The 22,499-nt window shown below is 71.8% G+C and carries 19 protein-coding genes; 13 read left to right on the plus strand and 6 right to left on the minus strand.

The features are described 5' to 3' along the window. Positions 1-9: 9 nt before the first annotated feature. Complete coding sequence (hisS, locus tag NE234_RS26265) at positions 10-1,278, plus strand: histidine--tRNA ligase (RefSeq protein WP_252783306.1); 1,269 nt, start codon at positions 10-12, stop codon at positions 1,276-1,278. Beyond that, entirely contained in the window at positions 1,275-3,065 is a 1,791-nt protein-coding gene (aspS, locus tag NE234_RS26270; protein ID WP_252783307.1) for an aspartate--tRNA ligase, read from the plus strand. Before hisS ends, aspS begins: the two co-directional genes overlap by 4 nt. Positions 3,066-3,107: 42 nt before the next feature. Here the strand turns inward: aspS and NE234_RS45490 are convergent, their stop codons facing one another. From NE234_RS45490 to NE234_RS26280, 3 genes are all read right to left on the minus strand, one after another. Then, positions 3,108-3,935 (minus strand): DUF4253 domain-containing protein, encoded by an 828-nt coding sequence (locus NE234_RS45490; protein ID WP_252783308.1) that lies wholly within the window; start codon positions 3,933-3,935, stop codon positions 3,108-3,110. A gap of 123 nt (positions 3,936-4,058) precedes the next feature. Next, positions 4,059-4,175 carry a DUF397 domain-containing protein gene (locus NE234_RS46065; RefSeq protein WP_406567071.1) on the minus strand — a complete coding sequence of 39 codons (117 nt, stop codon included), beginning with the start codon at positions 4,173-4,175 and terminating at the stop codon, positions 4,059-4,061. A 19-nt stretch (positions 4,176-4,194) separates the two neighbouring features. Then, positions 4,195-5,049: a helix-turn-helix domain-containing protein gene (locus NE234_RS26280; protein ID WP_252783309.1), complete on the minus strand. Its 855-nt coding sequence runs from the start codon at positions 5,047-5,049 to the stop codon at positions 4,195-4,197. A gap of 185 nt (positions 5,050-5,234) precedes the next feature. On the opposite strand from NE234_RS26280, the gene NE234_RS26285 reads away from it, so the two are divergent. The 3 genes from NE234_RS26285 (at position 5,235) to NE234_RS26295 (ending at position 6,557) form a co-directional block, all read left to right on the plus strand. Next, the gene (locus NE234_RS26285; protein WP_252783310.1) at positions 5,235-5,513 is read left to right on the plus strand and encodes a hypothetical protein; all 279 of its coding nucleotides are present in this window, start codon (positions 5,235-5,237) and stop codon (positions 5,511-5,513) included. Further along, the gene (locus NE234_RS26290) at positions 5,510-5,893 is read left to right on the plus strand and encodes an ATP-binding protein (RefSeq protein WP_252783311.1); all 384 of its coding nucleotides are present in this window, start codon (positions 5,510-5,512) and stop codon (positions 5,891-5,893) included. The genes NE234_RS26285 and NE234_RS26290 overlap by 4 nt, the downstream gene beginning before the upstream one ends. A gap of 70 nt (positions 5,894-5,963) precedes the next feature. After that, positions 5,964-6,557 (plus strand): DUF4291 domain-containing protein, encoded by a 594-nt coding sequence (locus NE234_RS26295; RefSeq protein WP_252783312.1) that lies wholly within the window; start codon positions 5,964-5,966, stop codon positions 6,555-6,557. A 32-nt stretch (positions 6,558-6,589) separates the two neighbouring features. Here the strand turns inward: NE234_RS26295 and NE234_RS26300 are convergent, their stop codons facing one another. Beyond that, entirely contained in the window at positions 6,590-8,941 is a 2,352-nt protein-coding gene (locus NE234_RS26300) for an HAD-IC family P-type ATPase (RefSeq protein WP_252783357.1), read from the minus strand. Between the two features lie 52 nt (positions 8,942-8,993). Between NE234_RS26300 and NE234_RS26305 the strand changes: the two genes are divergently transcribed. Together NE234_RS26305 and NE234_RS26310 are read left to right on the plus strand one after the other, a co-directional pair. Further along, positions 8,994-9,842: a DMT family transporter gene (locus NE234_RS26305; protein WP_252783313.1), complete on the plus strand. Its 849-nt coding sequence runs from the start codon at positions 8,994-8,996 to the stop codon at positions 9,840-9,842. A 139-nt stretch (positions 9,843-9,981) separates the two neighbouring features. Further along, a complete protein-coding gene (locus NE234_RS26310) occupies positions 9,982-10,461 on the plus strand; it encodes a DUF2231 domain-containing protein (RefSeq protein ID WP_252783314.1) in 480 nt (159 codons plus the stop codon). Positions 10,462-10,706: 245 nt separating this feature from the next. Here NE234_RS26310 and NE234_RS26315 read toward each other — a convergent pair whose 3' ends face one another. Both NE234_RS26315 and NE234_RS26320 read right to left on the minus strand, forming a co-directional pair. Continuing rightward, on the minus strand, positions 10,707-11,930 hold the full coding sequence (locus tag NE234_RS26315) for an NAD(P)/FAD-dependent oxidoreductase (RefSeq protein ID WP_252783315.1): 1,224 nt from the start codon (positions 11,928-11,930) through the stop codon (positions 10,707-10,709). Between the two features lie 82 nt (positions 11,931-12,012). Then, on the minus strand, positions 12,013-13,122 hold the full coding sequence (locus NE234_RS26320; protein WP_252783316.1) for a LacI family DNA-binding transcriptional regulator: 1,110 nt from the start codon (positions 13,120-13,122) through the stop codon (positions 12,013-12,015). A gap of 236 nt (positions 13,123-13,358) precedes the next feature. Between NE234_RS26320 and NE234_RS26325 the strand changes: the two genes are divergently transcribed. The 6 genes from NE234_RS26325 to NE234_RS26350 all read left to right on the plus strand — a co-directional run bounded on the left by NE234_RS26325 (position 13,359) and on the right by NE234_RS26350 (position 22,455). Continuing rightward, positions 13,359-14,387: an SIS domain-containing protein gene (locus NE234_RS26325; RefSeq protein ID WP_252783317.1), complete on the plus strand. Its 1,029-nt coding sequence runs from the start codon at positions 13,359-13,361 to the stop codon at positions 14,385-14,387. After that, positions 14,387-15,355, plus strand: coding sequence for a PfkB family carbohydrate kinase (locus tag NE234_RS26330; protein ID WP_252783318.1), 969 nt, complete (start codon positions 14,387-14,389; stop codon positions 15,353-15,355). Before NE234_RS26325 ends, NE234_RS26330 begins: the two co-directional genes overlap by 1 nt. Next, entirely contained in the window at positions 15,297-17,369 is a 2,073-nt protein-coding gene (locus tag NE234_RS26335; RefSeq protein ID WP_252783319.1) for a hydantoinase/oxoprolinase family protein, read from the plus strand. Before NE234_RS26330 ends, NE234_RS26335 begins: the two co-directional genes overlap by 59 nt. Before the next feature lie 35 nt (positions 17,370-17,404). After that, positions 17,405-19,081: a hydantoinase B/oxoprolinase family protein gene (locus NE234_RS26340; protein WP_252783320.1), complete on the plus strand. Its 1,677-nt coding sequence runs from the start codon at positions 17,405-17,407 to the stop codon at positions 19,079-19,081. A gap of 311 nt (positions 19,082-19,392) precedes the next feature. Next, positions 19,393-20,766, plus strand: coding sequence for an MFS transporter (locus NE234_RS26345; RefSeq protein ID WP_252783321.1), 1,374 nt, complete (start codon positions 19,393-19,395; stop codon positions 20,764-20,766). 96 nt (positions 20,767-20,862) lie between these two features. After that, the gene (locus tag NE234_RS26350; protein ID WP_252783322.1) at positions 20,863-22,455 is read left to right on the plus strand and encodes a gamma-glutamyltransferase; all 1,593 of its coding nucleotides are present in this window, start codon (positions 20,863-20,865) and stop codon (positions 22,453-22,455) included. The last annotated feature ends 44 nt before the right edge of the window (positions 22,456-22,499 follow it).

The raw sequence follows: 22,499 nt of genomic DNA on the forward strand, positions 1-22,499 counted from the left end.
ACCACCACCATGAGCTCGAACTTCCAGGCCCCCCGAGGGGTCAGCGAATATTTCCCGCCGCGCTCGGCTACCTTCCTCGCCGCCCGCGACGCGTTCGCCGCGGCCGCGACGCGCGCCGGCTACTCCTACCTCGAACTCCCGGTCTTCGAGGAGACCCGCCTGTTCGCGCGGGGCGTCGGCGAGTCGACCGACGTCGTCACCAAGGAGATGTACACCTTCGAGGACCGCGGCGGCCGGTCGCTCACGCTGCGCCCGGAGTTCACCGTCGGCGTCCTGCGGTCGGTGCTCCAGCACGGCCTCAACAAGGGCGAGCTGCCGGTCAAGGTCTGGGCCGTCGGCCCGGCGTTCCGCTACGAACGGGCGCAGAAGGGCCGCTACCGTCAGTTCTACCAGGTCGACCTGGAGGCGATCGGGTCGGAGGACCCGGCCGTCGACGTCGAGACGATCGCCCTCGCCTGGGACTTCTACCGCGATCTCGGCCTCACCCGCCTGTCCCTGCACCTGAACTCCCTGGGCTGCCGGGAGTGCCGCCCGGTCTACCGCGCGGCGCTGCAGGAGTTCCTGCGCGGCCTCGACCTGGACGAGGAGACCCGCAACCGGGTCGAGATCAACCCGCTGCGGGTACTGGACGACAAGCGGCCGGAGGTCCGCGCCCAGCTCGAGGGCGCCCCGCTCGTCACCGATCACCTGTGCGGGGCCTGCAAGGCGCACCACGACCGGGTCCGCGAGCTGCTCGCCGACCTGTCCATCCCGTGGGTCGACGATCCGCGCCTCGTGCGCGGCCTCGACTACTACACCCGCACGACGTACGAGTTCGACCACCCGCTGCTCGGCGCGCAGTCCGGCATCGGCGGCGGAGGCCGCTACGACGGCCTGTCCGAGGACATCGGCGGCCCGCCGCTGCCCGGCATCGGCTTCGGTCTCGGCCTCGACCGTACGGTCCTGGCCATGGAGGCCGAAGAGGTCGCCGCGGTCACCGCGCCGACGGTCGACGTGTACGGCGTGCCGCTGGGCGAGGAGGCCGAGCGTAAGATCTTCGGTCTGATCGCCGAGCTGCGCCGTTCGGGTGTCGCCGCCGACATGTCCTACGACGGCAAGAAGCTCAAGGGCGCGATGCGAGGGGCCGGCCGGTCCGGGGCGGCGTACGCCGTCATCCTCGGCGAGCGAGATCTCGCCGCCGGGTCCGCCCAGGTCAAGGACCTGGCCAGCGGCGACCAGGTCGCCGTTCCGCTCGCCGAGCTCGTGACGACGTTGAAAGAAAGGCTTGCTGAGAGATGATCCGCACACACGAGGCGGGCTCGCTGCGCCGGGACCACGCCGGGCAGCAGGTCGTGCTGGCCGGCTGGGTGGCGCGCCGCCGTGACCATGGAGGCGTCACCTTCATCGACCTGCGTGACGCCTCCGGTGTCGCCCAGGTCGTGTTCCGCGAGGAGGACACGGCGCACGACCTGCGCTCGGAGTTCTGCGTCAAGATCACCGGTGAGGTCCGCGTACGCCCCGAGGGCAACGAGAACCCCGACCTGCCGACCGGCGAGATCGAGGTCGTCGCCTCCGACATCGAGGTGCTCAGCGAGGCCGCGCCGCTGCCGTTCCCGATCGAGACGGACGCCAACGTCAACGAGGAGGTGCGCCTCAAGCACCGCTACCTCGACATCCGCCGCGAGGCCCTGTCGCGTTCGCTGCGCATCCGCTCCCAGGGCTCCTACATCGTCCACGACGTCATGCGGCAGCACGGGTTCGTCAACGTCGAGACGCCGACGTTCACCAGCTCCACGCCGGAGGGCGCCCGCGACTTCCTCGTCCCCGTACGCCTCAAGCCGGGCCACTGGTACGCCCTGCCGCAGTCGCCGCAGCTGTACAAGCAGCTCCTGATGGTCGCGGGCATGGAGCGCTACTACCAGCTCGCCCGCTGCTACCGCGACGAGGACTTCCGCGCCGACCGGCAGCCGGAGTTCACCCAGATCGACATCGAGATGAGCTTCGTCGAGCAGGAGGACGTCCTCCAGGTCGCCGAGGACCTCGTCGGACGGCTCTGGAAGGACATCGTCGGCTACGAGATCCCGCGCCCGATCCCGCGGATGACCTACGCCGACGCCCTGAGCAAGTACGGCTCGGACAAGCCGGACCTGCGGTTCGGCAACGAGCTCGTCGACATGACCGAGTACTTCGCCGGCACGTCGTTCCGCGTGTTCCAGGCCCCGTACGTCGGCGCGGTCGTCATGCCGGGCGGCGCCTCCCAGACCCGCAAGGAGCTGGACGGCTGGCAGGACTGGGCCAAGTCGCGCGGCGCGAAGGGCCTGGCGTACGTCCTCGTGCAGGAGGACGGCACCCTGGGCGGCCCCGTCGCCAAGAACATCACCGAGGAGGAGCGGGCCGGCCTGGCCGCCGAGGTCGGCGCGAAGCCCGGCGACGCGGTGTTCTTCGGCGCCGGCAAGCCGCACGCCACCCGCGAACTGCTCGGCGCGGCCCGCCTGGAGATCGGCCGCCGCTGCGGGCTGATCGACGAGTCCGCGTGGGCGTTCACGTGGGTCGTCGACGCGCCCATGTTCGAGGAGACCGACGAGGGCGGCTGGACCTCCGTCCACCACCCGTTCACCTCGCCGAAGCCCGAATGGGTCGACTCCTTCCACGACAAGCCGGGCGAGGCGCTCGCCAACGCGTACGACATCGTCTGCAACGGCAACGAGATCGGCGGCGGCTCGATCCGTATCCACCGCGGCGACGTGCAGCAGCGCGTCTTCGAGACCCTCGGCCTGGACCGCGACGAGGCCCAGGAGAAGTTCGGCTACCTGCTCGACGCGTTCAAGTACGGCCCGCCGCCGCATGGCGGCATCGCGTTCGGCTGGGACCGCGTCGTCATGCTGCTGGCCGGCCGCGACACGATCCGCGACGTGATCGCCTTCCCGAAGGCCGCGTCCGGCTTCGACCCGCTGACCGGCGCGCCCACGCCGATCACCGAGGAGCAGCGCAAGGAGGCGGGCATCGACGTCCGCCCGGAGGACGAGAAGCCCGCCGAGCCGAACGAGCCCGGTCACATCGTCCGCCCCTCCACCGAGAAGTACTGAGGACCGGGACGGCGGGGATCCCGAGTGGGATCCCCGCCGTCGTCAGTCCCACCAGAAGCTCCACCGGGGCGCGGTGACGAGCCTGTCGGCGTAGGTGGCGAAGATGACGCTCTGGTCCTGATAGATGTTGTCCGGGCAGGCGAGGAAGTGCTCCAGCGCAAGTCTGTTCGCCTCCCCCGGGCGTGGGGGAGCGGCGACCGACAGCTGGACGGTGCCTCCGTCGATGGCGATCAGACGGGCGCCGAAGCGGCCCTCCCATGACCTGATCACCGCCCAGAGGTGTTCCACGTCCACGTGGTTGTTGCATCCGCCGAAGCTGATGGTCAGCAGGACGTCCGCGCTCCGTTCCACGGGGACAAGAGCAAGACGGCGCGGCTGGCCGTCCCGCGCGAGTTCGGCCGCCATGGCGGCGGCGTGCTCGCCCACGTCGCGGGCCGGCGTCGACCCGGCGGGCAGACCCGGCCAGGTGTCGAACGGCGGTCCGGGATCATCGGGCCAGGGCTCCACGCCCTCGGGGATCTCGAGTGGGGGAGCGGCGTCCCATTCGGCCTTGTTCCGCAGGTAGCGCTCCCACTCCTCTCGGAAATACGCCGTCACGTCGAACGCCGAGTCGTCCAAGGGGCCTTCGCCCGGGTACCAGATGTCCTCGTAGAACATCAGGAACATCGGGAACAGCCCGGTCTCGGCCCGCTGCGCTTCGAGACGGCGCCACCACGCGGCCGCGTCCTCCAGGGGTTCGTCACTGACCCAGAGCGCGGGTACGTCGCTGTGCTTGTCGGACGAGTAGCAGTCGGCCGCGGAGACGAGGCGCCCCGCGGGCAGGTCAACGGGCAGCCGGGCGAAGGCGTCCGTAAAGGATCTTTCAGTCACGCGGCCGACTGTAGGAACCGCCGCCGACAAGATCGGCCGTACCGAACGCTAGGCAAAGGCCCCACGGGCGCGGGGTTCAAAGGGCAGGCGACGTGTCCGTGCGACGTTCACCGAGCGTTTGTCTCAGCTCAGCGGCTCCCACCCCGCGCTGATGACCAGGGCGACTTCCACGCACGCGCCATCACCGCTGCTGCGGGCGCTTTTACGCCAGAGAGTGGGGGACAGGTCGGCAAAGTCCATAAGCCCGAGTTCCTTTCGTCTATCCGCCCTCCGCGAGCTTCGTGATCAGGCGGACCGAGTCTTCCGGACTGAGTGCGATCGCACGGAGGTACTCGAAGATCACGGTATACCGGTCGATATCGGCGGGCCCGTCCAAGAAGAGATCGCCGGCCATCGAATCGATGTAGACGACATCCGGAAGTTCCACCTGACCGAAATTGAGGACATGGAACGACCCGAGCATGCCCGGGTGGGCTCCTGCCTCGAATGGGAGAACCTGGAGAGTGATGTTGGGCTTGTTCGCCACTTCGGTCAGGCGAAGCATCTGCTCCCGCATGACCTCATTACCACCGACGCAGTGCCGGAGGGCGCCTTCGCCCACGATGGCCCAGAGACGTATCGGGCTCTCTCTGGTGAGGACCTCCTGGCGGCGCAGCCGTACCTCGACGCGGCTGTCGACCTCGGCGAGGGTCGCCTCCGGCAGGACTCCACGGATGATGGCGCGCGCGTAGCCCTCAGTTTGGAGAAGTCCCGGCACGAATGACGATTCGTAGTTCAGGACGGAGCGGGCCTCGTCTTCCAGCTCGACGTACGTCGTGAGGCGTTCGGGGAGGTCGGCGTTGATGGTCTCCAGCCAGCCGCGCTGGTCGGACTCGCGGAGCAGCGTGAGCAGGTAGGCGGCGCGCTCGCTGTTCACGCCGTAGAGATCGAGTAGGGCGCGCAGCGTCCGGACCTGGGGACGGCTGAGCGCGTTCTCCACGCGGTAGAGCGTTGCCTGGTTGATGGACGTGCGTTCGAAGACTTCGTCCTGGGTGAGTCCCGCTTCCTCTCGTCTACGCCGCATCTCGGCGGCGAGACGGCGCAACCGGAGCGTCGGGCGTCGGCGGTTATGCATCGATCGTCCTCTTTCTCCGCCCGGCGAAAGTGAAATCGCTGGTCAAGGCGGACATCTGGCGCTGTACGGAATTTGCGGTGCATGCGTTCGCATGCCTTGCGCTTTAAGCGGTGGCGAGCGCATCCTTACGGAGAGTTTGCCATCAACTGCTTTCCGTAGCGAGTCGATCCGAGAGGAAGAGCGCGATGACAGAGGCTCCGCATCGAGCGGCGCTCATGGTCAGGCGGCTGGAGGGTCTGGCGGCGGAGCTTCGCCGCACCTACCGGGTCACCGTCGTCGTACAGGAGCAGCGACGCCCGTTTCCCGTGCTCGAGGCGATCAGCGCCAGACGGCGGGGTTTCGTCCTGGCTGGGGCGGTCCACTACTGGTGGCACGGCGAGGCACCATGGGCGATCGGCCCGGTGACGGACGTCCACGGCGCGGCCCGCTGGATCGCCGACCGGCTCGATGCGGTAGCCCGGTGAGGCGCGTGCTCGGGCGTACGGATCTCCGCAGCGCGCCGGAATCCGTTGCCGAGGCACGGTGCTGGCTCGCCGGCCTGCTCGGCCGCGATCACCGTGCCTTCCGCGACATCGAGCTCTTGACCAGTGAGCTCGTCACCAACGCCATCAAGTACGCCGCCTCGACGGGCGTCTCCCTCATCGTGGACGAGGTCGACGAGGATCGAATCCGCGTGGAGGTCGTCGACGGCGGCCACCCGAGCAATGAGCCGCGTTTCGCGGACGGGGCACCGGACTTCGCCGAGGGCGGGCGCGGCCTGCACATCGTCCGGATGCTCGCCGCCGACTCGGGCGTCAGCGGTGACGCGAGCGGCCGGATCGTGTGGTTCGACGTGACCTTCTGAGCGGTGGGGTCCCCGTCGCCGCGCGAAAACCGGTTGTTCGTGGTGTGCTGAGCCGTCATCGTGGCGTCTCATGCGGACCTACGAGATCAGGGCCGATCACGATCAGGAGTCGATCGTCGTGTACCAGGCGTACCGGCCGGAGATCGGGCGGCCGGCGGCCGAGCAGGGGCGGTTCGTGCCGCCGTTCTCGCGGACGCGCATGACGTGGATCAAGCCGTCGTTCCTGTGGCTGATGGCGCGCAGCGACTGGGCGCGCAAGCCGGGCCAAGAGGTGATCCTGGCCGTTCGCATCAGCCGGCAGGGTTGGGAGGAGGCGCTGTCGCAGGCGGTGCTGACCCACGCCGACCGGCGGCTCTACCGCGACAGCGCCGAATGGCGTGCCGCGTTCAAGCACGCCCGTGTCCGCGTCCAGTGGGATCCCGAACGGACGCTGCGCGGACAGCCCCTCGACGCCCGCAGCATCCAGGTCGGCCTCAGCCGGCACGTGATCGACCGGTACGCCGACGACTGGATCTTCGACATCCAGGACATGACCCCACGGGTCCGTACGATCCAGCGGCTGCTTCATGACGGCGAGACGGCGAAGGCCAAGGCTCTGCTCCCGCCCGAGCGCGTCTATCCCCTCGATCCGGGACTCGCCCGGCGCATCGGCGCGGAGGTCTAGGACACTTCCTGCGTTCGTGCCTTGGGGCAGGGCTACTTCTCCCTCGCCCCCTGAGATCCGGCGCGCCGGGTTCGTCTCCAGGCCACCTCGAGTGCCGCCGCGGCGAGGACCGCGATGCCGGCGGCCGTCCAGGGGAGCTCGAACCCGACCAGTCTCAGGGCGAAGAAGTGCTGCAGCCAGGGAACGACGAGCACGGCGGCGAAGGCCACGGCCATGGCGGCGACCAGGATCGCGCGCCATCGCGTGTAGGGACGGGCGATGATGGCCAGCACCCACAAGGAGATCAGGAAGAGCGTCAAAGTGGCGGCGCTGGTGGCCGCGGCCGTCGCGGTCGTACCGCGGTAGTGATGGCGGGCGATCAGGTAGGTGGCGAAGGTCGCGGTGCCGGCGATGATCCCGCTGGGCAGGGCGAACCGCATGACGGTGCGGACGAAATGCGGGCGCGCGCGTTCGGTGTTGGGAGCCAGCGCCAGGAAGAAGGCGGGGACACCGATGGTGAGGGTCGACAACAACGTGGAGTGGCGGGGCAGGAAGGGGTAGGGCACCCGCCAGATGACCACGAGCAGACCGATCAGGACCGCGTAGACGGTCTTGGTGAGGAAGAGGTTGGCGACTCGTGTGATGTTGCCGATGACCCGCCGGCCTTCGGCGACCACGGCGGGCAGAGCGGTGAAGTCGTTGCCGAGGAGCACGATCTGGGCGACGGCGCGGGTGGCGTCGCTGCCGGTTCCCATGGCGACACCGATGTCGGCGTCCTTCAGGGCGAGGACGTCGTTGACGCCGTCGCCGGTCATGGCGACCGTGTGACCACGTGACTGGAGGGCCTCCACCATGTCGCGTTTCTGCCGCGGGGTGACGCGTCCGAAGACGGTGGCCTTCTCGACCGCCTCGGCCATCCGCGCGGTGTCGGCGGGGAGCCGGCGGGCGTCGAGGGGGTGCTCGGCGTGCGGCAGGCGGAGCCGTGCGGCGATCGCTCCGGTGGCCAGGGCGCTGTCGCCGGAGATGACTTTGGCGGTGACGCCCTCGTCGGCGAAGTACCGCAGTGCGGCGGCAGCGTCGGAGCGCACCTGCTGGTCGAGGACGATCAGGGCCGCGGGGGTGTCGTGGCGGGCCAGGGCGGGATCATCCAGCCCCTTGGTGGTCTGGGCGAGCAGGAGGACACGCAGGCCGCGAGCGGCCAGGGCGTCGGCCGCCGCCAGGTGCGGGTCGCCCGTGGGCAGCAGGACGTCGGGGGCACCCAGCAGCCAGGTGCTGCGTCGGCCGTCGGGGTCGTCGAGTACGGCCGCGCTGTACTTGCGGGCGGAGGAGAACGGCAGTGACGCGGCGCAATTCCAGCCGTCGCGCTGATGTCCGTAGGCGTCGAGGATGGCCTGCAGGCTGGCGTTGGGACGCGGGTCGGCGGCGGCCAGACAGGCCAGCGCGGGGCCCGGCCGCGCCGCGTCGGCGCCGTCGAGCGGGATGAGGTCGGTGACGCGCATGCCGCCCTGGGTGAGGGTTCCGGTCTTGTCCAGGCATACGGTGTCCACCCGGGCCAGTCCCTCGATCGCGGGAAGTTCCTGGACCAGGCACTTCCTGCGGCCGAGCCGGATCACCCCGATCGCGAAGGCCACCGACGTCAACAGGATCAGGCCTTCGGGAACCATGGGAACGATGCCGCCGACCATCCGCCGTACCGCCTGGCGCCAGTCATGGTGGTACAGGTACAGCTGGCCGATGATCAGTGCGACCGCGACGGGGATCATCATCCACGTCACGTACGCCAGGATGCGGCTGATACCGGAGCGCAGTTCGGAACGTACCAGGGTGAAGCGGCCGGCCTCCTCGGCGAGCTGGGCGGCATACGCATGGCGGCCGACCCTGGTAGCGGTGTAGGCGCCACTGCCGGCCACCACGAAGCTGCCGGACAGGATCGCATCGCCGGGATGCTTGGAGACGGGGTCGGGCTCGCCGGTCAGCAGCGACTCATCGATCTCCAGCCCGTCAGCGTGGGCGACGGTGCCGTCGACGACGCACTTGTCACCGCTGCCGAGCTCGATCACGTCGTCCAGCACGATCCGGGAGACGGGAACGGTGACGGGCGCGCCATCACGGCGGACGACGGGCCTGGCCTGACCGATGACGGCCAGCGCGTCCAGGGTCTTCTTCGCGCGCAGCTCCTGCAGAATCCCGATCCCGGTGTTGGCGATCACCACCAGACCGAAGAGGCCGTCCTGGATCGGGCCGACCACCAGCACGATGGCGAACAACGTGCCGATGATCGCATTGAAACGAGTGAAGACGTTGGCGCGCACGATCGCGGCGGTCGAGCGGGAGGACCGGGCGGGAACATCGTTGACCTGACCGCGCGCCACCCGCTCGGTGACCTGGGCGCTGGTCAATCCCATCACGCTTCCGACGGTACGTGCACCCGCGGCGACCAGCGAGCATGCTGTGAGCGTGGCCATTGCCATCGCTGTGCTGACCGCTCTGCTGGCGGCGTGTTGTTTCGGCGTCGCCGCCGTCGTGCAGCAGGCCACGGCTTCCTCGATGCCCGAAGCCCAATCCCTGCGACCGCGACTGCTCTGGGCGCTGGCGCACCGGCCGCTGTGGCTGGTCGGTATCAGCATGTCGGTTGCCTCGTACTTCATCCAGGGGGTCGCCCTGGCCTTCGGCTCCCTGGTGCTCGTGATGCCACTGGCCTCCACCGACCTGCTGTTCGCTCTCCCGCTGGTCGCCTGGCGTCGTGGACAGCGCTTCACCCCGATCGAGGCGGCCGGCGCGGCATGCACCGCGGGCGGTGTGGCCGCCTTCTTGACGGTGCTGCCTCGTACCGCCGACGTGGCCGCACCAGGGCTATGGGGCTGGTTGCCGCTCCTGCTGGTCACCGCATCGTTGGTGACCGTGCTGGTCTCGGCCGGGCTCCGCAATTCCGGCCGTCGTCGGGCGGGCATGTACGCGGCCGCCGCCGGGCTGCTCTTCGCCCTGCTCGACGCCCTGACCAAGGCCGCCGCCGATCTGCTGCGCCACGACGGTTGGGCCGCGTTGCGCCACTGGGAACCGTACGCGCTGCTCGTCATCGGTGGTACGGGGCTGCTGCTCGCCCAAAGCTCCTACCAGGCGGGGTCACTGGCGATCAGCCTGCCCCTCATCGACACCCTCGAGCCGATCGGCGCCGTCCTGATGGGAACACTGATCTTCCAGGAACGTCTCGCCTCTTCTGGCGCCTTGGTCGTCCAGATCCTCGGAGGAGTCCTGGCCGTCACCGGGATCATCATCCTGGACAGATCACCCCTGGTGCGGGCCTAGGCGGAACGCGCGGACATCGTCTGGCCGGGTCGCCGTGAGCATCGAAGACCTTCACCGTCCGGCCGTTGTGATCGCTTCATCGGCAATGGCGGCTAGGTGTGTTTGCCGCCTGTTGAATCCACTGGGGTAGGAGACGGACATGGTCTTCGGCCTGCCGCTCCATCCTCTGGTCGCCCACGCCGTCGTGGTCTGCGTGCCGCTGGCGGCGCTCGGCGCGATCCTCATGGCATTCTGGCCCGCCGCAGCGCGCCGCCTGTGGCCGGCGGTCCTGTTCGTCGCCACCATCGGCCTGATCGCCGTGCCACTGACGACACAGAGCGGCGAGCCCCTCGAGGAACGCGTCGGGGAGAGCGAACTCGTCGAGGCCCACGCGAAGCAGGGCGAGCAGGTCCTGCCGTTCGCCATCGTGCTATGGCTGTCCGTCGCGGGCATCTGTCTCTTGATCTACCGCCTTCGGCGGACGCCCCGATCGCCGGGTGGAACAGCCGGGCCCAGACCGCGGTGGTTGCCCATCGTGACGGTCGTCCTCGCCGTCATGGCACTGGTAGGCGGCGTCGGAGGCGTAGTCGAGGTCGTGCTCGCCGGCCATAGCGGAGCAAAGGCAGTCTGGACGAAATAACTCCTCTCCTGCACTCGGCGAACGGGCCCGAGCGTGGCCGTGTCCGTGGGCGACAAGGTCTCGCTCGTTCGGGCGGCTCTGCGAGGATCATGTCCAACGCCACACCATGGGCGCGGTCGCTCATCGGCCTGCCGGCCATGGGCGTACGCGTACGGGACCGCTGACGCGTACCGAGGTGGGGCAGTCGCCATCGGGTCGGGCAACCCGAAGCGGCCGACCGGCCACCCGGCCACGGACCACGGACGTCAGGACGCCGCGCGGCCGGAGTCCTCGGTGAAGCGCTCGAGCCGGTAGGGGGCCAGCTCCGGCAGCCGAACGTCCTCCAGCAGTTCCCGGGTCACGAGCTCGGCGAGATGCGCGGCGAGGGTGACGCCGCTGTGCGTCACCACGACGTACAGGCCGGGGACGGCGCCGACCGCCCCGGCCACCGGCATGCCGTCGGCCGGCATCGGCCGCACGCACACCCGGTACTCCTGCACACGGGCCTCGCGCAGGCTCGGCACGACGCGCCGGGCCCGCTCCAGGAGCGTGTCCGCCAGGTCCCGCAGGACGGGCTCGGGAGTGTGCAGGTCCGCCGTGACGTCCCCGGCCTCCAGGTGCACCGTGTGCGGACCGTGCGGGCGCAGGTGCACGCCGGGCGTGTGCAGGACCCGCGTCGGCGGGACCTCGACCGGGCCGACCCGCACCACGAACCCCGGCGCGGTCGAGCCCGGCGGCTCCGGATCGACGATCGGGACGCGGATCCCCGCCATCGCGGCGACCCCGGCGGTCCAGCGTCCGGCGCAGCAGACGACGACGTCGGCGGGAACCAGGTCACCCGCGGCGGTGCGCACCCCGATGATCCGGTCACCGGGGCCCTTCGCTCCGGTGACCTGCCCCGCCTCGCCTGCGCGCTCGGTCCCACCGCCCCACGCGGCCTCGCCGGCGCGCTGGAGTCCGGTGACCCGCCCGGCGTCGCCGGTGTGCACCCGCGCCCCGCGTCGGCGGGCTCGCGCCACCAGCCGCTCCACCAGAGGCTCGGTCAGCAGGTAGCCCTCCTCCGGGAACCAGGCGAAGGACAGGTCCCGCGCCGGCGCGTCCGGCAGGCGCAGGGCGGGTTCGATCCCGGCCGCCTCATCCCGGTCGACCAGGCGCGCCGCGTACCCCCACGCTCGCGCCCGGGTCACCGTGGCCTCCAGCCGGTCCCGTCGCCCGGCGTCGGCGACCTCCAGGTTGCCGACCGGCCGGTACCAGGCGTGGCCGTCCAGCTCGGCGGCCAGGCGGGCCCAGGCGCGCATGCCGTCGGCGTTGAGCCGGTGATAGGCCTCCGGCGTCTTGGCGGCGGCGTTGAGCCAGGCGAGGCTCCACCGGCTGGTCGCCCGGCCGGGTCGGTCCTGCTCCAGGAGGGTCACCGACGCGCCCTCTCCGGCGAGCCGGTCCGCCAGGGCCGCTCCCACGATCCCGCCGCCGATCACCGCGTACCGAAGCATGCTCCACCCTCTGCCTTCCGCTCGACGCCTCTGGTCTCCGGCGGCCATGCGCCGCCCGCTCGACGCCTCCGGTGCCCGGCCGTCACGCGCCACTCGCCGGGGCGGGCGCGGTCGAGGCCCTGCGCACCAGCTTCGCCTGGAGCCGCAGGTGCACGGCCTCGTCGTCCGCCGGGCCGCCGCCCTCGCGCTGCGCGTGCACGCGCGCGAGCAACTGCTCCGCGGCGGCGGCTCCGAGCTCGCGATGCGGCTGCCGGACCACCGTGAGCTGGGGGCGCACCAGAGTCGTCCACTCCTGGTCGTCGAAGCCGACCAGGGAGATCTCCTCGGGGCAGGCGCGGCCGCTGCGCTGCACCGCGGCGAGGGCGCCCGAGGTGAGGATGTTGTCGGTGCAGAAGAGGGCGGTGACGGACGGGTCGCGGCGCAGCAGCCGGGCGGTGGCCCGTTCCGCGGCGGCCCGGTCGTACGGGGCCTGCACCACGAGGTCGGGATCCGGCCGGATACCGGCGCGCTGGAGCGCGGAGAGGTATCCGGCGAGCCGGGCGGCGCTGGGCCGCTCCCCGTCGCCGTCCACGGAGGGGTCGAGCAGCCGGGAGAAGTCGCGGGACGCCTCGCTGACCACCGCGATGCGGCGGTGGCCCAGGCGGATCAGGTGGTCGACGGCCCTGCGGGCGCAGGCGGTGTTGTTGACGAGCACCTGGTCGACCTCGGGGAGGGCCGGCAGCGGGCGGTCCAGGAGGACGACCGGGAGGCCGCCGTCGACCAGGGTGCGCAGCCGCCCGGCGCTGTCCGGCCCCTCGGGCGCGATGATCAGGCCGTCGACCCGCTTCTCCCACATGACCTGGATGGCGCGCTGCTCGGCCTCGGGGTCGGAGTCGGTGTTGGCGAGGAGGATCTCGAAGCCCCCGGCCCGCACCACGTCGGCGATGCCCCGTACGGCCTGGGCGAAGAAGGAGTTGCCGACGTCGGTGACGATGACGCCGATCGTCTCGGTCGAGCCCTGGATGAGGCTTCGGGCGAGCCCGTTGGGCCGGTAGCCGAGCCGCTTGGCGGCCTCTTCCACCTTCTTCCGTGAGGCCGCGCTGGCCTGGCCGTAGCCGCCGAGGACCCGGCCGGCCGTGGCGGTGGAGACCCCTGCGGCCCGTGCGACCTCGACGATGCTCGGCGGCCCGCCGGTCTGCCCCTTGCTGTGCACGTGGCTGCCTCTGCTCTCCAGACGTCGTTCCCCGGGAGACGCCGCCCACTGGGCGCGGCTCCCGATGGTCTCCGCGGCCGCGGACCTCTTGACACCAGTCTAGATCCGCTGAGAAGGTTCTCAGCACTGCGACTGAGAACCTTCTCACCCATCAACCGCGAAACCGACACCGGCCCCGTACGGCGTTCGCCGTCGCGGGCCGTACATGAACCCGTTCGTACGAGGAGACCCCCCGAATGCTGGACGTCGCCGTCGACCCGATCCCGCTGTCCGACGACCTGACCCCCACCCTCGAGCACACCGTCGCCCAGGCCGGCAAGGCGCGCGACCTGGCCGCCCGCCTGGTGGGGGAGGGGCTGAAGACGGCGTACTTCATCGGCTGCGGCGGTTCCTACTACTCGACCTTCCCCGCCCAGGACCTCATGGAGAGCGTCACCGGCGCGGTCGTGTCGCACCGGATGACCGCCGCGGAGCTGATCCACCGCCCGCTCGCCGGGCTCGACCGGACCTCCCTCGTCGTCGCCTCCTCCCACTCCGGCGGCACTCCCGAGACGCTGGAGGCTGTACGGGTGGCGAAGAAGGCCGGCGCGACCGTGGCCGGCATCGCACGGGCCGGCGACTCGCCGCTCGCCGACGAGGCCGACGTGCTCTTCGACTACCCGAGCGACGTCACCGTCACCGAGCCCAAGGCCATCCACTTCACGCAGGTGGCCCTCGCCCTCCTGGAGGCGACCGGATCCCTGCGGGACGCCGAACAGGCCTGGCGGGCCGTGGCCGCCGTACCGGAGGCGCTCACGGACGCCAAGCGGGAGGTCGCCTCCCTCGGGGCACGCGTCGGCGCCCAGTGGCGCGACGCCGAACTGGTGTACGTGCTCGCCGCCGGCCCGAACTTCGGCGCCGCGAACGCCCTGGCCGCCTGCTACCTGCAGGAGATGAACTGGCTGCACGCGTCGGCGGTCCACGCCGGGGACTTCTTCCACGGCCCGTTCGAGATCGTCGGCGACCACCCCGTGCTGGTGCTGGTGGGCGAGGACGCCACCCGGCCGATGGGCGAGCGGGCGGTGGCCTTCGCCGAGCGCTACTACCGCACCTGGTCCGTGCTGGACTCGAAGGACTTCACCCTGCCGGGCGTGCCGCAGGAGCAGCGCGGCCTGATCAGCCCGCTCGCCGTGGCGAGCGCCTCCCGCCGGCTGCTCGACTTCTGCGCCGCCGAGCGCGGCCACAACACCGCCCAGCGCCGCTACATGTACCGGGTCGAGTACTGATGCGGCTGATCGGCATCGGCGACAACGTGGTCGACCGTTATCCTGACCTGGGAACGATGTTCCCCGGCGGCAACGCGGTCAACGTCGCGGTCTACGCACGGCGCGCCGGTGCCCGCGCCGCCTATCTGGGGGTGACCGGAGACGACGCCGCCGGCCGGGCCGTGCGCGCGGCGTTGCGCGCGGAGGGCGTCGACACCGGCGAGGTGCGGACCGCGTCCGGTCCGAACGCCTGGGCCCAGATCGGTCTGGTCAACGGCGACCGGGTCTTCGAGGGCGCGTCCGACGGTGTCTCCCGCTTCCGGCTGACGGACGCGGAGATCGCCGGCCTGGCCGCCCACGACATCGTGCATACCGCCTACAGCGGCTCGCTGATCGAGCAGGTTCCGCGGATCGCCCGGCGGACCCGGGTGTCGTTCGACTTCTCCCAGCAGCGTGACGCGCCCTGGGCCCCGGACCTGGTGCCCCACCTGTACCTCGCCGCGTTCTCCGGAGCCGGCCTGGACGACGGGGAGGTGCGCGGGCTGCTGGCCGAGGCCGTGGCCCGCGGCGCCGACTGGGCGCTGGTCACCCGGGGCCGCGACGGGGCCTGGCTGAGCGACGGCGCCACCGTGTGGCGGCAGCCGGCGCGGCCGGTGGAGGTCGTGGACAGCCTCGGCGCGGGAGACGCGTTCATCGGCACGTTGCTGGTGGCGCTCGCCGGCGGCGGGGATCCGACGCCGGGCCTGGCCGCCGCCGCCGCGGCGGCGGCCCGCGCCTGCGAGGAGCACGGCGGGTTCGGCCACGGCGTCCCCCTGGAACCGCCCGAGCCGCCCGGTCCCGTCCGCCCGCCGCGCCCGGCCGCGCGGACGCCCGGGATCGGGCCGGCGCCGGACGACCGCACCCCCACGCGAGCACCATCGGAGGAACGACATGACACTGCGCATCGGCGTCGACACCGGAGGCACCTTCACCGACGTCGTCGCCTATGACGAGGTGACGGGGGCCGTGCACGTGCGGAAGGTCTCCAGCACTCCCCAGGACCCCGGGCTGGCCATCGTCGAGGGCGTACGCCAGATCCTGGAGCAGGCCGGCGGCCGGTCCATGGCCGAGGTGTCGTACTTCGCGCACGGCACGACCGTGGGCACCAACGCCCTGCTCACCGGCCGCGGCGTGCGGACCGCCGTGATCACCACCCGTGGCTTCCGCGACCTGCTGGAACTGGGCCGCGGCCGCCGCCCGCGCCTGTACGACCTGCAGGCCGACAAGCCCGCCCCGTTCGCGCCGCGCGACCTGCGGCTGGAGGTCACCGAGCGGGTCCGGCACGACGGCCGGGTGGAGACGCCGCTGGACGAGCAGGACGTACGGGCCGCCGCCAAGGTGCTGCGCGAACGGGACGTCCGGGCCGTGGCGGTCTGCCTGCTCTACAGCTTCCTCCACCCCGCACACGAGGAGCGGATCGGGGAGATCCTCGCCGAGGAGCTGCCCGGCGCGTACGTGTCGCTGTCCAGCCGGGTGCTGCCGGAGTTCCGCGAGTACGAGCGGCTGTCCACCGTGGCGACCAACGCCTACGTCGGTCCGATCGTCGCCGACTACCTGGCCGGCCTGCGCCGGCGGCTGGCGGAGCAGGGCCTGGCCGTGGTCCCGCACGTCACCCAGTCCAACGGCGGCATCATCCCGTTCGAAGCGGCCGAGGCGCTGCCGGTGCGCATGGTCCTGTCCGGCCCGAGCACCGGCGTGGTCGGAGCGGCCGGCATCTGCGCCGCCGCCGGGCACCCCGACATCATCACCTTCGACATGGGCGGCACGTCCTCCGACGTGTCCCTGGTGCAGGGCGGCGAGCCGAAGGTCACCACCGGCATGGAGCTGGACGGCCGGCCGATCCGCAGCCCGATGCTCGGCATCCACACGGTCGGCGCCGGCGGCGGCTCCCTGGCCTGGGTGGACGCCGGCGGTCACCTCAAGGTCGGCCCGGCCAGTGCCGGCGCCGACCCGGGCCCCGCCTGCTACGGCAGGGGCGCCGAGGCGTCGGTGACCGACGCCAACGTGGTGCTGCACGTCCTCAACCCCGAGTACCTCCTGGACGGCCGGAAGCGGATCGACGAGGGCGCCGCCCGTGCGGCCGTCGAGCGGATCGCGGCCCGCGTCGGCCTGGGCACCGAGGAGACCGCCCAGGGCATCCTGCGCGTGGTCACCGCGAACATGGCCCGCGCGATCCGCGTCATCTCGGTGCAGCGCGGCTACGACCCCCGCGACTACACCCTGGTGCCCTTCGGCGGCGCGGGACCGCTGCACGCCTCCCGGCTCGCCCGCGAGCTGGGGATGCGCACCGTGCTGATCCCGCCGACGCCGGGCGCGCAGTCCGCCCTCGGCCTGCTCATGACCGACGTGCGCGCGGACTTCTCCCGTACGCGCATCCAGCCGCTGGACGAGGACTCCGCCGGGCGGCTCGGCGCGGTGTACGCCGAGCTCGCCGCCGAAGCGCGCGCCTGGTTCGACGACGAGCGCATCCCCGCGGCGGACCGGGCCCTGCAGCGCACCGCCGAGCTGCGCTACGTCGGCCAGAACTACGAGATCGCGGTGCCGGTGCCCGATGGCGAGCTGGACGCGGCCGCCGTACGCGGCGTGCTCGACGCCTTCGCCGCCGAGCACGAGCGCATGTACGGCTACTCCTCCGCCGAGGAGCCCGTCCAGATCGTCACCTTCCGGGTCCAGGGCGTGGGCGCGGTCCCGAAGGCCGCGCCGGCCCGGCAGGAGCCGGCCGGCGAGGACGCCTCCGCCGCGGTCGCCGGCAGCCGTGAGGTGTACCTGCCGGAGCTGGGCGGCTTCACGCCCGTCCCCATCTACCGGCGCGACCGGCTGCGCCCCGGCAACCGTGTCACGGGACCGGCCGTGGTCGAGCAGATGGACACCACGACCCTCCTGCTGCCCGGCGACACCCTCACGGTCGACGAGCACTCCAACCTCGTCGTCGCCATCGCCGAGCCCGTCGCCGCCACGGCCTGACCCGACCCGCCTTCCGGCCCGCCCCGAGGAACGCAATGAACGCCAACGCCAAGAGCACCGCCGCACCGGACCCCGTGCTGGTCGAGGTCATGGGCTCGGCCCTGTCCTCCATCGTCGAGGAGATGGGCGAGACCCTGGTGCGCGCCGCCTACTCCAGCAACATCAAGGAGCGCCGGGACTGCACCGCCGGCCTGTTCGGCGCCGACGGCCACATGCTGGCGCAGTCCGAGCAGGCCTCGCCGATCCACCTCGGCTCGCTGATCGGCGTCGTCTCCGCCGTCCTGGAGCGCTTCCCCGTCGAGGAGATCCTTCCCGGCGACACCTTCATCAGCAACGACCCGTACTCCGGCGGCGGCTCCCACCTGCCCGACATGGTGCTGGTCACGCCGGTGTTCGTGGACGGCCTGCTGACCGCCTGGGCCGCCAACCTGGCCCACCACGCCGACTTCGGGGACCGGGGCCACGCCCACATCTTCCAGGAGGGCCTGCGCATCCCGCCGGTGCGGTTCGCCCGCGACGGCAGGATCCAGGAGGACGTCTTCCGGCTGATCCTCACCAACTGCCAGGTCCCGGCCGAGCGGCGCGCCGACTTCCGCGCCCAGCTCGCCGCCAACCGGCTCGCGACCGCCCGGTACACCGAGCTGGCCGGGCGCTACGGCCGCGACACCATGATCGCCACCGCGGCGGCGCTGCTCGACTACACCGAGCGCCGCACCCGCGCCGCGATCGCCGAGGTTCCGGACGGCACCTACGCCTTCCGTGACCGGTTCGACTGCCCCGAGCTGGACGACGAGCTCGAGCTGCGGCTGACGGTCACGGTGACCGGCGACGAGCTGCACTTCGACTTCGCCGGCAACCCGGACCAGGTCCGGGCCTCGGTGAACATGGTGTGGACGGCCCTGTACGCCACCGTCTACTACGCGGTGAAGACCCTGGTCGACCCCGACATCCCCTCGAACGCGGGCCTGCACCGCCCGATCCGCATCGACGCGCCGCTCGGCTCCATCGTCAACTGCGTCGAGCCCGCCGCCGTCAACGGCCGTACCGAGACCTGCCAGCGCGTCGTCGACCTGGTGCACGGCGCCCTGGCACCGGCGGTGCCCGAGCGGGTGACCGCCGCCGCCAACGGCGCGAACACCGGAGTGCACTTCTCCGGGCTGGACTCCCGCACCGGCCGGTACTTCGTCTATCTGGAGACCATCGGCGGCGGTTCGGGCGCCCGCGCGACCAAGGACGGCCTGGACGGCGTGCAGGTGCACGTAACCAACACCTCCAACCTTCCGGTGGAGTCGCTGGAGACCGAGTATCCGCTGGTCGTCGAGGCGTACGAGCTCGTCGAGGACTCCGGCGGCGCGGGGCGGCACCGCGGGGGCATGGGCATCCGCCGCACCGTGCGCGTCGAGGACTCCGACGTGCAGTTCTGGCTGGACACCAGCCGGCGGGCCTCCCGGCCCTGGGGCCTGTTCGGCGGACGGCCCGGCGCCAGTGCCCGCGTCGAGCTCAGCGACGGAGCCCGGCCCGTGGTGCACGGCCACACCGTGCTGCAGCCCGGCGACCGGGTGAGCATCGTGACGGCCGGCGCCGGCGGCTACGGTGACCCGGCCGAACGCTCGCCCGAACAGGTGCGGCGCGACATCCGCGAGCAGGTGATCTCACCCGAGCAGGCGCGCGAGCACTACGGCGAGGTCGCCCTCACCGCCGAGGAGGCCTGACCCGGCGCCGCGGCGCACGCCTCACCTTCCGCGCCCCCGGAGCGCACACCTGGACCTTCATTCCCGAGACCGCGCGACTGGCCCGGCACCTTCGGTCCCCGAGACCGCGCCACCGGCCCGGCACCTTCGGTCCCCGAGCCACGCCTCCCCTCCCGACCACCGCACCCCCGTTCCCGACCGCACCGCATCGCCCGTCCCGACGCATCGCACCCCCCATTCCGGCCATTCCGGCCACACCGCACCCTCGTCCCGGCCCACCGGCCCGCCACCGCGGGCCGGCATCTCCCCCCACCCCAGAAAGGAGAGGTCCGGTGAGCCACACCGCAGCGCCGTCCAACGGCGACTCCGCCGGCACTCCCGCCTCCGGTCCCGCCCGCGACCACACCGGAGCCCCGCCGACCGCCATCTCATGGCGCCGGATCCTCTTGTCCGCCGTCCTCGGCAACACCGTCGAGTGGTACGACAACGCCCTCTACGGCATCCTGGCGGTGATCATCGCTCGGCGGTTCTTCGCCGGCGGCGACTCCACGGCGGGCCTGATCTCGACCTACCTCGCCCTGATCCTGTCGTACGCGGTCCGCCCGATCGGCGGCACTCTCATGGGCCGCATCGGCGATGTCAAAGGACGCAAGTACGTCCTGACGCTGACGATCATGCTGATGTCGGTCGGGACCGTGGCCATCGGGCTGCTGCCCTCCTACGCCGCCATCGGCGTCGCCGCGCCCGCCCTGCTCGCCGTGTGCCGGGTCGTCCAGGGCGTCGGCGCCAGCGGCGAGTACACCGCGGCCGCCGACTTCCTGCTGGAGCACGGCGACCGGCGCCGCAACTACCTGTCCGGGCTGTGCGTCGGCTCCACCTCGCTCGGCCCGCTGCTCGCCTCGGTCGTCGCGTACGTGATGATCCTGGCCGTCCCGGAGCACGCCTTCGACTCCTGGGGCTGGCGGGTGCTGTTCCTCCTGGCGGCGCCGCTGTCGCTGGTGACCATCTACATCCGCCGGCATGTCACCGAGACCCCGGAATTCCAGCAGGTGATGGCGCAGGCGAAGGCGGAGACCGTCAAGCAGACGCCGTTCCGGGAGGCGGTGCGCGAACACTGGCTCGACATGCTCCGCGCGATCGGTCTGGGGGCCGGCCAGCGGATCGGTTCCTTCGTGATCCAGAGCTACTTCGTCACCGCGCTCGTCCAGAACGGTTTCGGCGAGGACCAGGCACTGCTGGCCGCCATCCTCACGTACATCGTCGGAGCTCCGGCCGCGATCTGGGGCGGCCGGATGGCCGACCGGCACGGCGGACGGCGGCTGCTGGTGGCGGGCTACTCGGTGTTCGTCATCTTCACCGTGCCGACCTTCCTCGCCATCGAGTCGGGCTCGGTGGTCCTCGCCTTCATCGCCGTGGTCGTCTTCACCGTGATCAACAACATCATCGGCGGGCCGCTCACCACCGCGTACGTCATGAGCTACCCCGCGCACGTGCGCGGCACGGCCTCGGCCCTCAACTACAACGTCGGGACGACGCTCCTCGGCGGCACCGCGCCGCTGCTCGCCGCCTGGCTGCACGGGCTCACCGGCACGGACGTGTCCTTCGGCTGGTACATGACGTTCTTCTGCCTGGTCTCCGCGCTCGTCGCCGGCTTCGCGCTGCCGAAGGCCATCGACGAGGCGCGCGGGCTCCCTGCCGCCGCGTAGCGGCCTCCCCGGCGGCAGCCGGGTCCGGGCGGCGGGGGCGCCCGGACCCGGCCCGCCCGGCCGCGTACCCCTGTGTCGAACATCGGAAGGAAGTACATGGACACCGCGCTCCCGGCCCGTTATGGGCGTAAACCCCTGGTCACCGGCACGTCGGGGATGGTGGTGACCTCGCATCCGATCGCGGCCCGTGCCGCGCGCGACGTGCTGCGCGAGGGCGGGAACGCCTGCGACGCGGCGCTCACCGCCGCTGCCGCGCAGTTGGTGGTGGAGCCGCACATGACGTCGCTCACCGGCGGACTCAGCATGCTGCACCGCAGGGCGGCCGACGGCGCGACCGTGTACCTCAACGGCAACGTCAACGCGCCGCTGGCGCCGCTGCCCGACTTCACCGGGGCGGACCTGACGCGGGGGAGGGGCGTTCCCGTGCCCGGCTGGTGGCCCGCCTTCGACGAGGCACGGCGCCGGTTCGGCAGTCTGCCGGTCGCCCGCCTGCTCGCCCCCGCGATCGCGGTCGCGCGGGAGGGCTTCGAGGTCAACCCGTTCCTGTTCGGGATCATGTACGGAGCGCAGGCCGATCTGGGCGCGTCCGAGCAGATGCGCGAGGTGTTCTTCCCCGACGGGCACCTCGCGATGCCCGGGCAGGTCATCCGGCAGGAGCGGGCCGCCCGCACCCTGGAGCGGCTGCGCGACGAGGGCATGGACTACTACCTCGGCGACTTCACCCGTGCCTTCTGCGCGACCGTGCGCTCCGACGGCGGGGTCATCGGGCCGGCGGACTTCGAGCAGTACCGCGTGCTCCTGCAGGAGCCGGTACGGGGCACGTACCGCGGGGCCGAGGTCGTCGCCTCCCCGCCGCCGGACGACGGGGGCGCGCAGCTCGTCGAGGCCCTCAACATGCTGGAGACCGTGGACGTGGCGCGGCTCGGCCCGCCGTCCGCGTCACCGGAGTGCCTGAAACTGCTGGTCCAGGTGCACAACACCGTGTACTACGCGCCGCCCCGGCAGCACGGCCTGGAGCAGGACGGAGAGCGGCTCGCGCTGCTGTTGTCCAAGGAGTACGCCCGTACCAGGGTGGCGCTGTTGTCGTCCCGGCCTCCGCTCGGCGCCGCGCCGCCGACCCCCGGCACCATCCACGTCTCCGTGGTGGACCGCGACGGCGACATCGCCTCGGTGACCCACTCCCACATGGCGTCCGGCTGGGTGAACGGGCTGTTCTCCGAGGGTTTCCAGCTGTCCGGAGGCGGCTCCTTCTTCCAGCGGGTGATGCCGCAGCCGGGCGAGCGGGCCTGCGTCTACCTCGCGCCCAACATCGTCCTCCGGAACGGCAGGCCGGTACTCGTCTCCGGGTCGCCGTCGGTGTCCCTGGTGGCCTGTGTGCTGCAGAACGTCGTGAACCTGCTGGACTTCGGCATGACGATCGAGGAGTCCGTGCAGGCGCCGCGGTTCGGCGCCCGTCCGCACTCGCCCGAGCGGGGCTGGGAGCCCGGCAACCTGCTGGAGGCCGGCTTCGCGCCGGAGGTGCTGCGGGAGTTCCGCGCCTGGGCCGGGCGGGAACGCCTGTGGACGCGCGTGACCAACCCCTGGTACGCGCTCACCGGGAACTTCGAGGGCATCACCCTGGACCCGGCCACCGGCGTGATGGCGGCGTGCGCGGACCCGCGCCGGGTCGGTGCGGCCGAGGCCGCGTGACCGAGGGGCCGGCCGGTCACCGAGCGCGGGCCGGCCGGCGGGGC

This window comes from Actinoallomurus rhizosphaericola (genome assembly GCF_024055675.1).
GTDB classification, from domain to species: Bacteria; Actinomycetota; Actinomycetes; order Streptosporangiales; family Streptosporangiaceae; genus Actinoallomurus; species Actinoallomurus soli.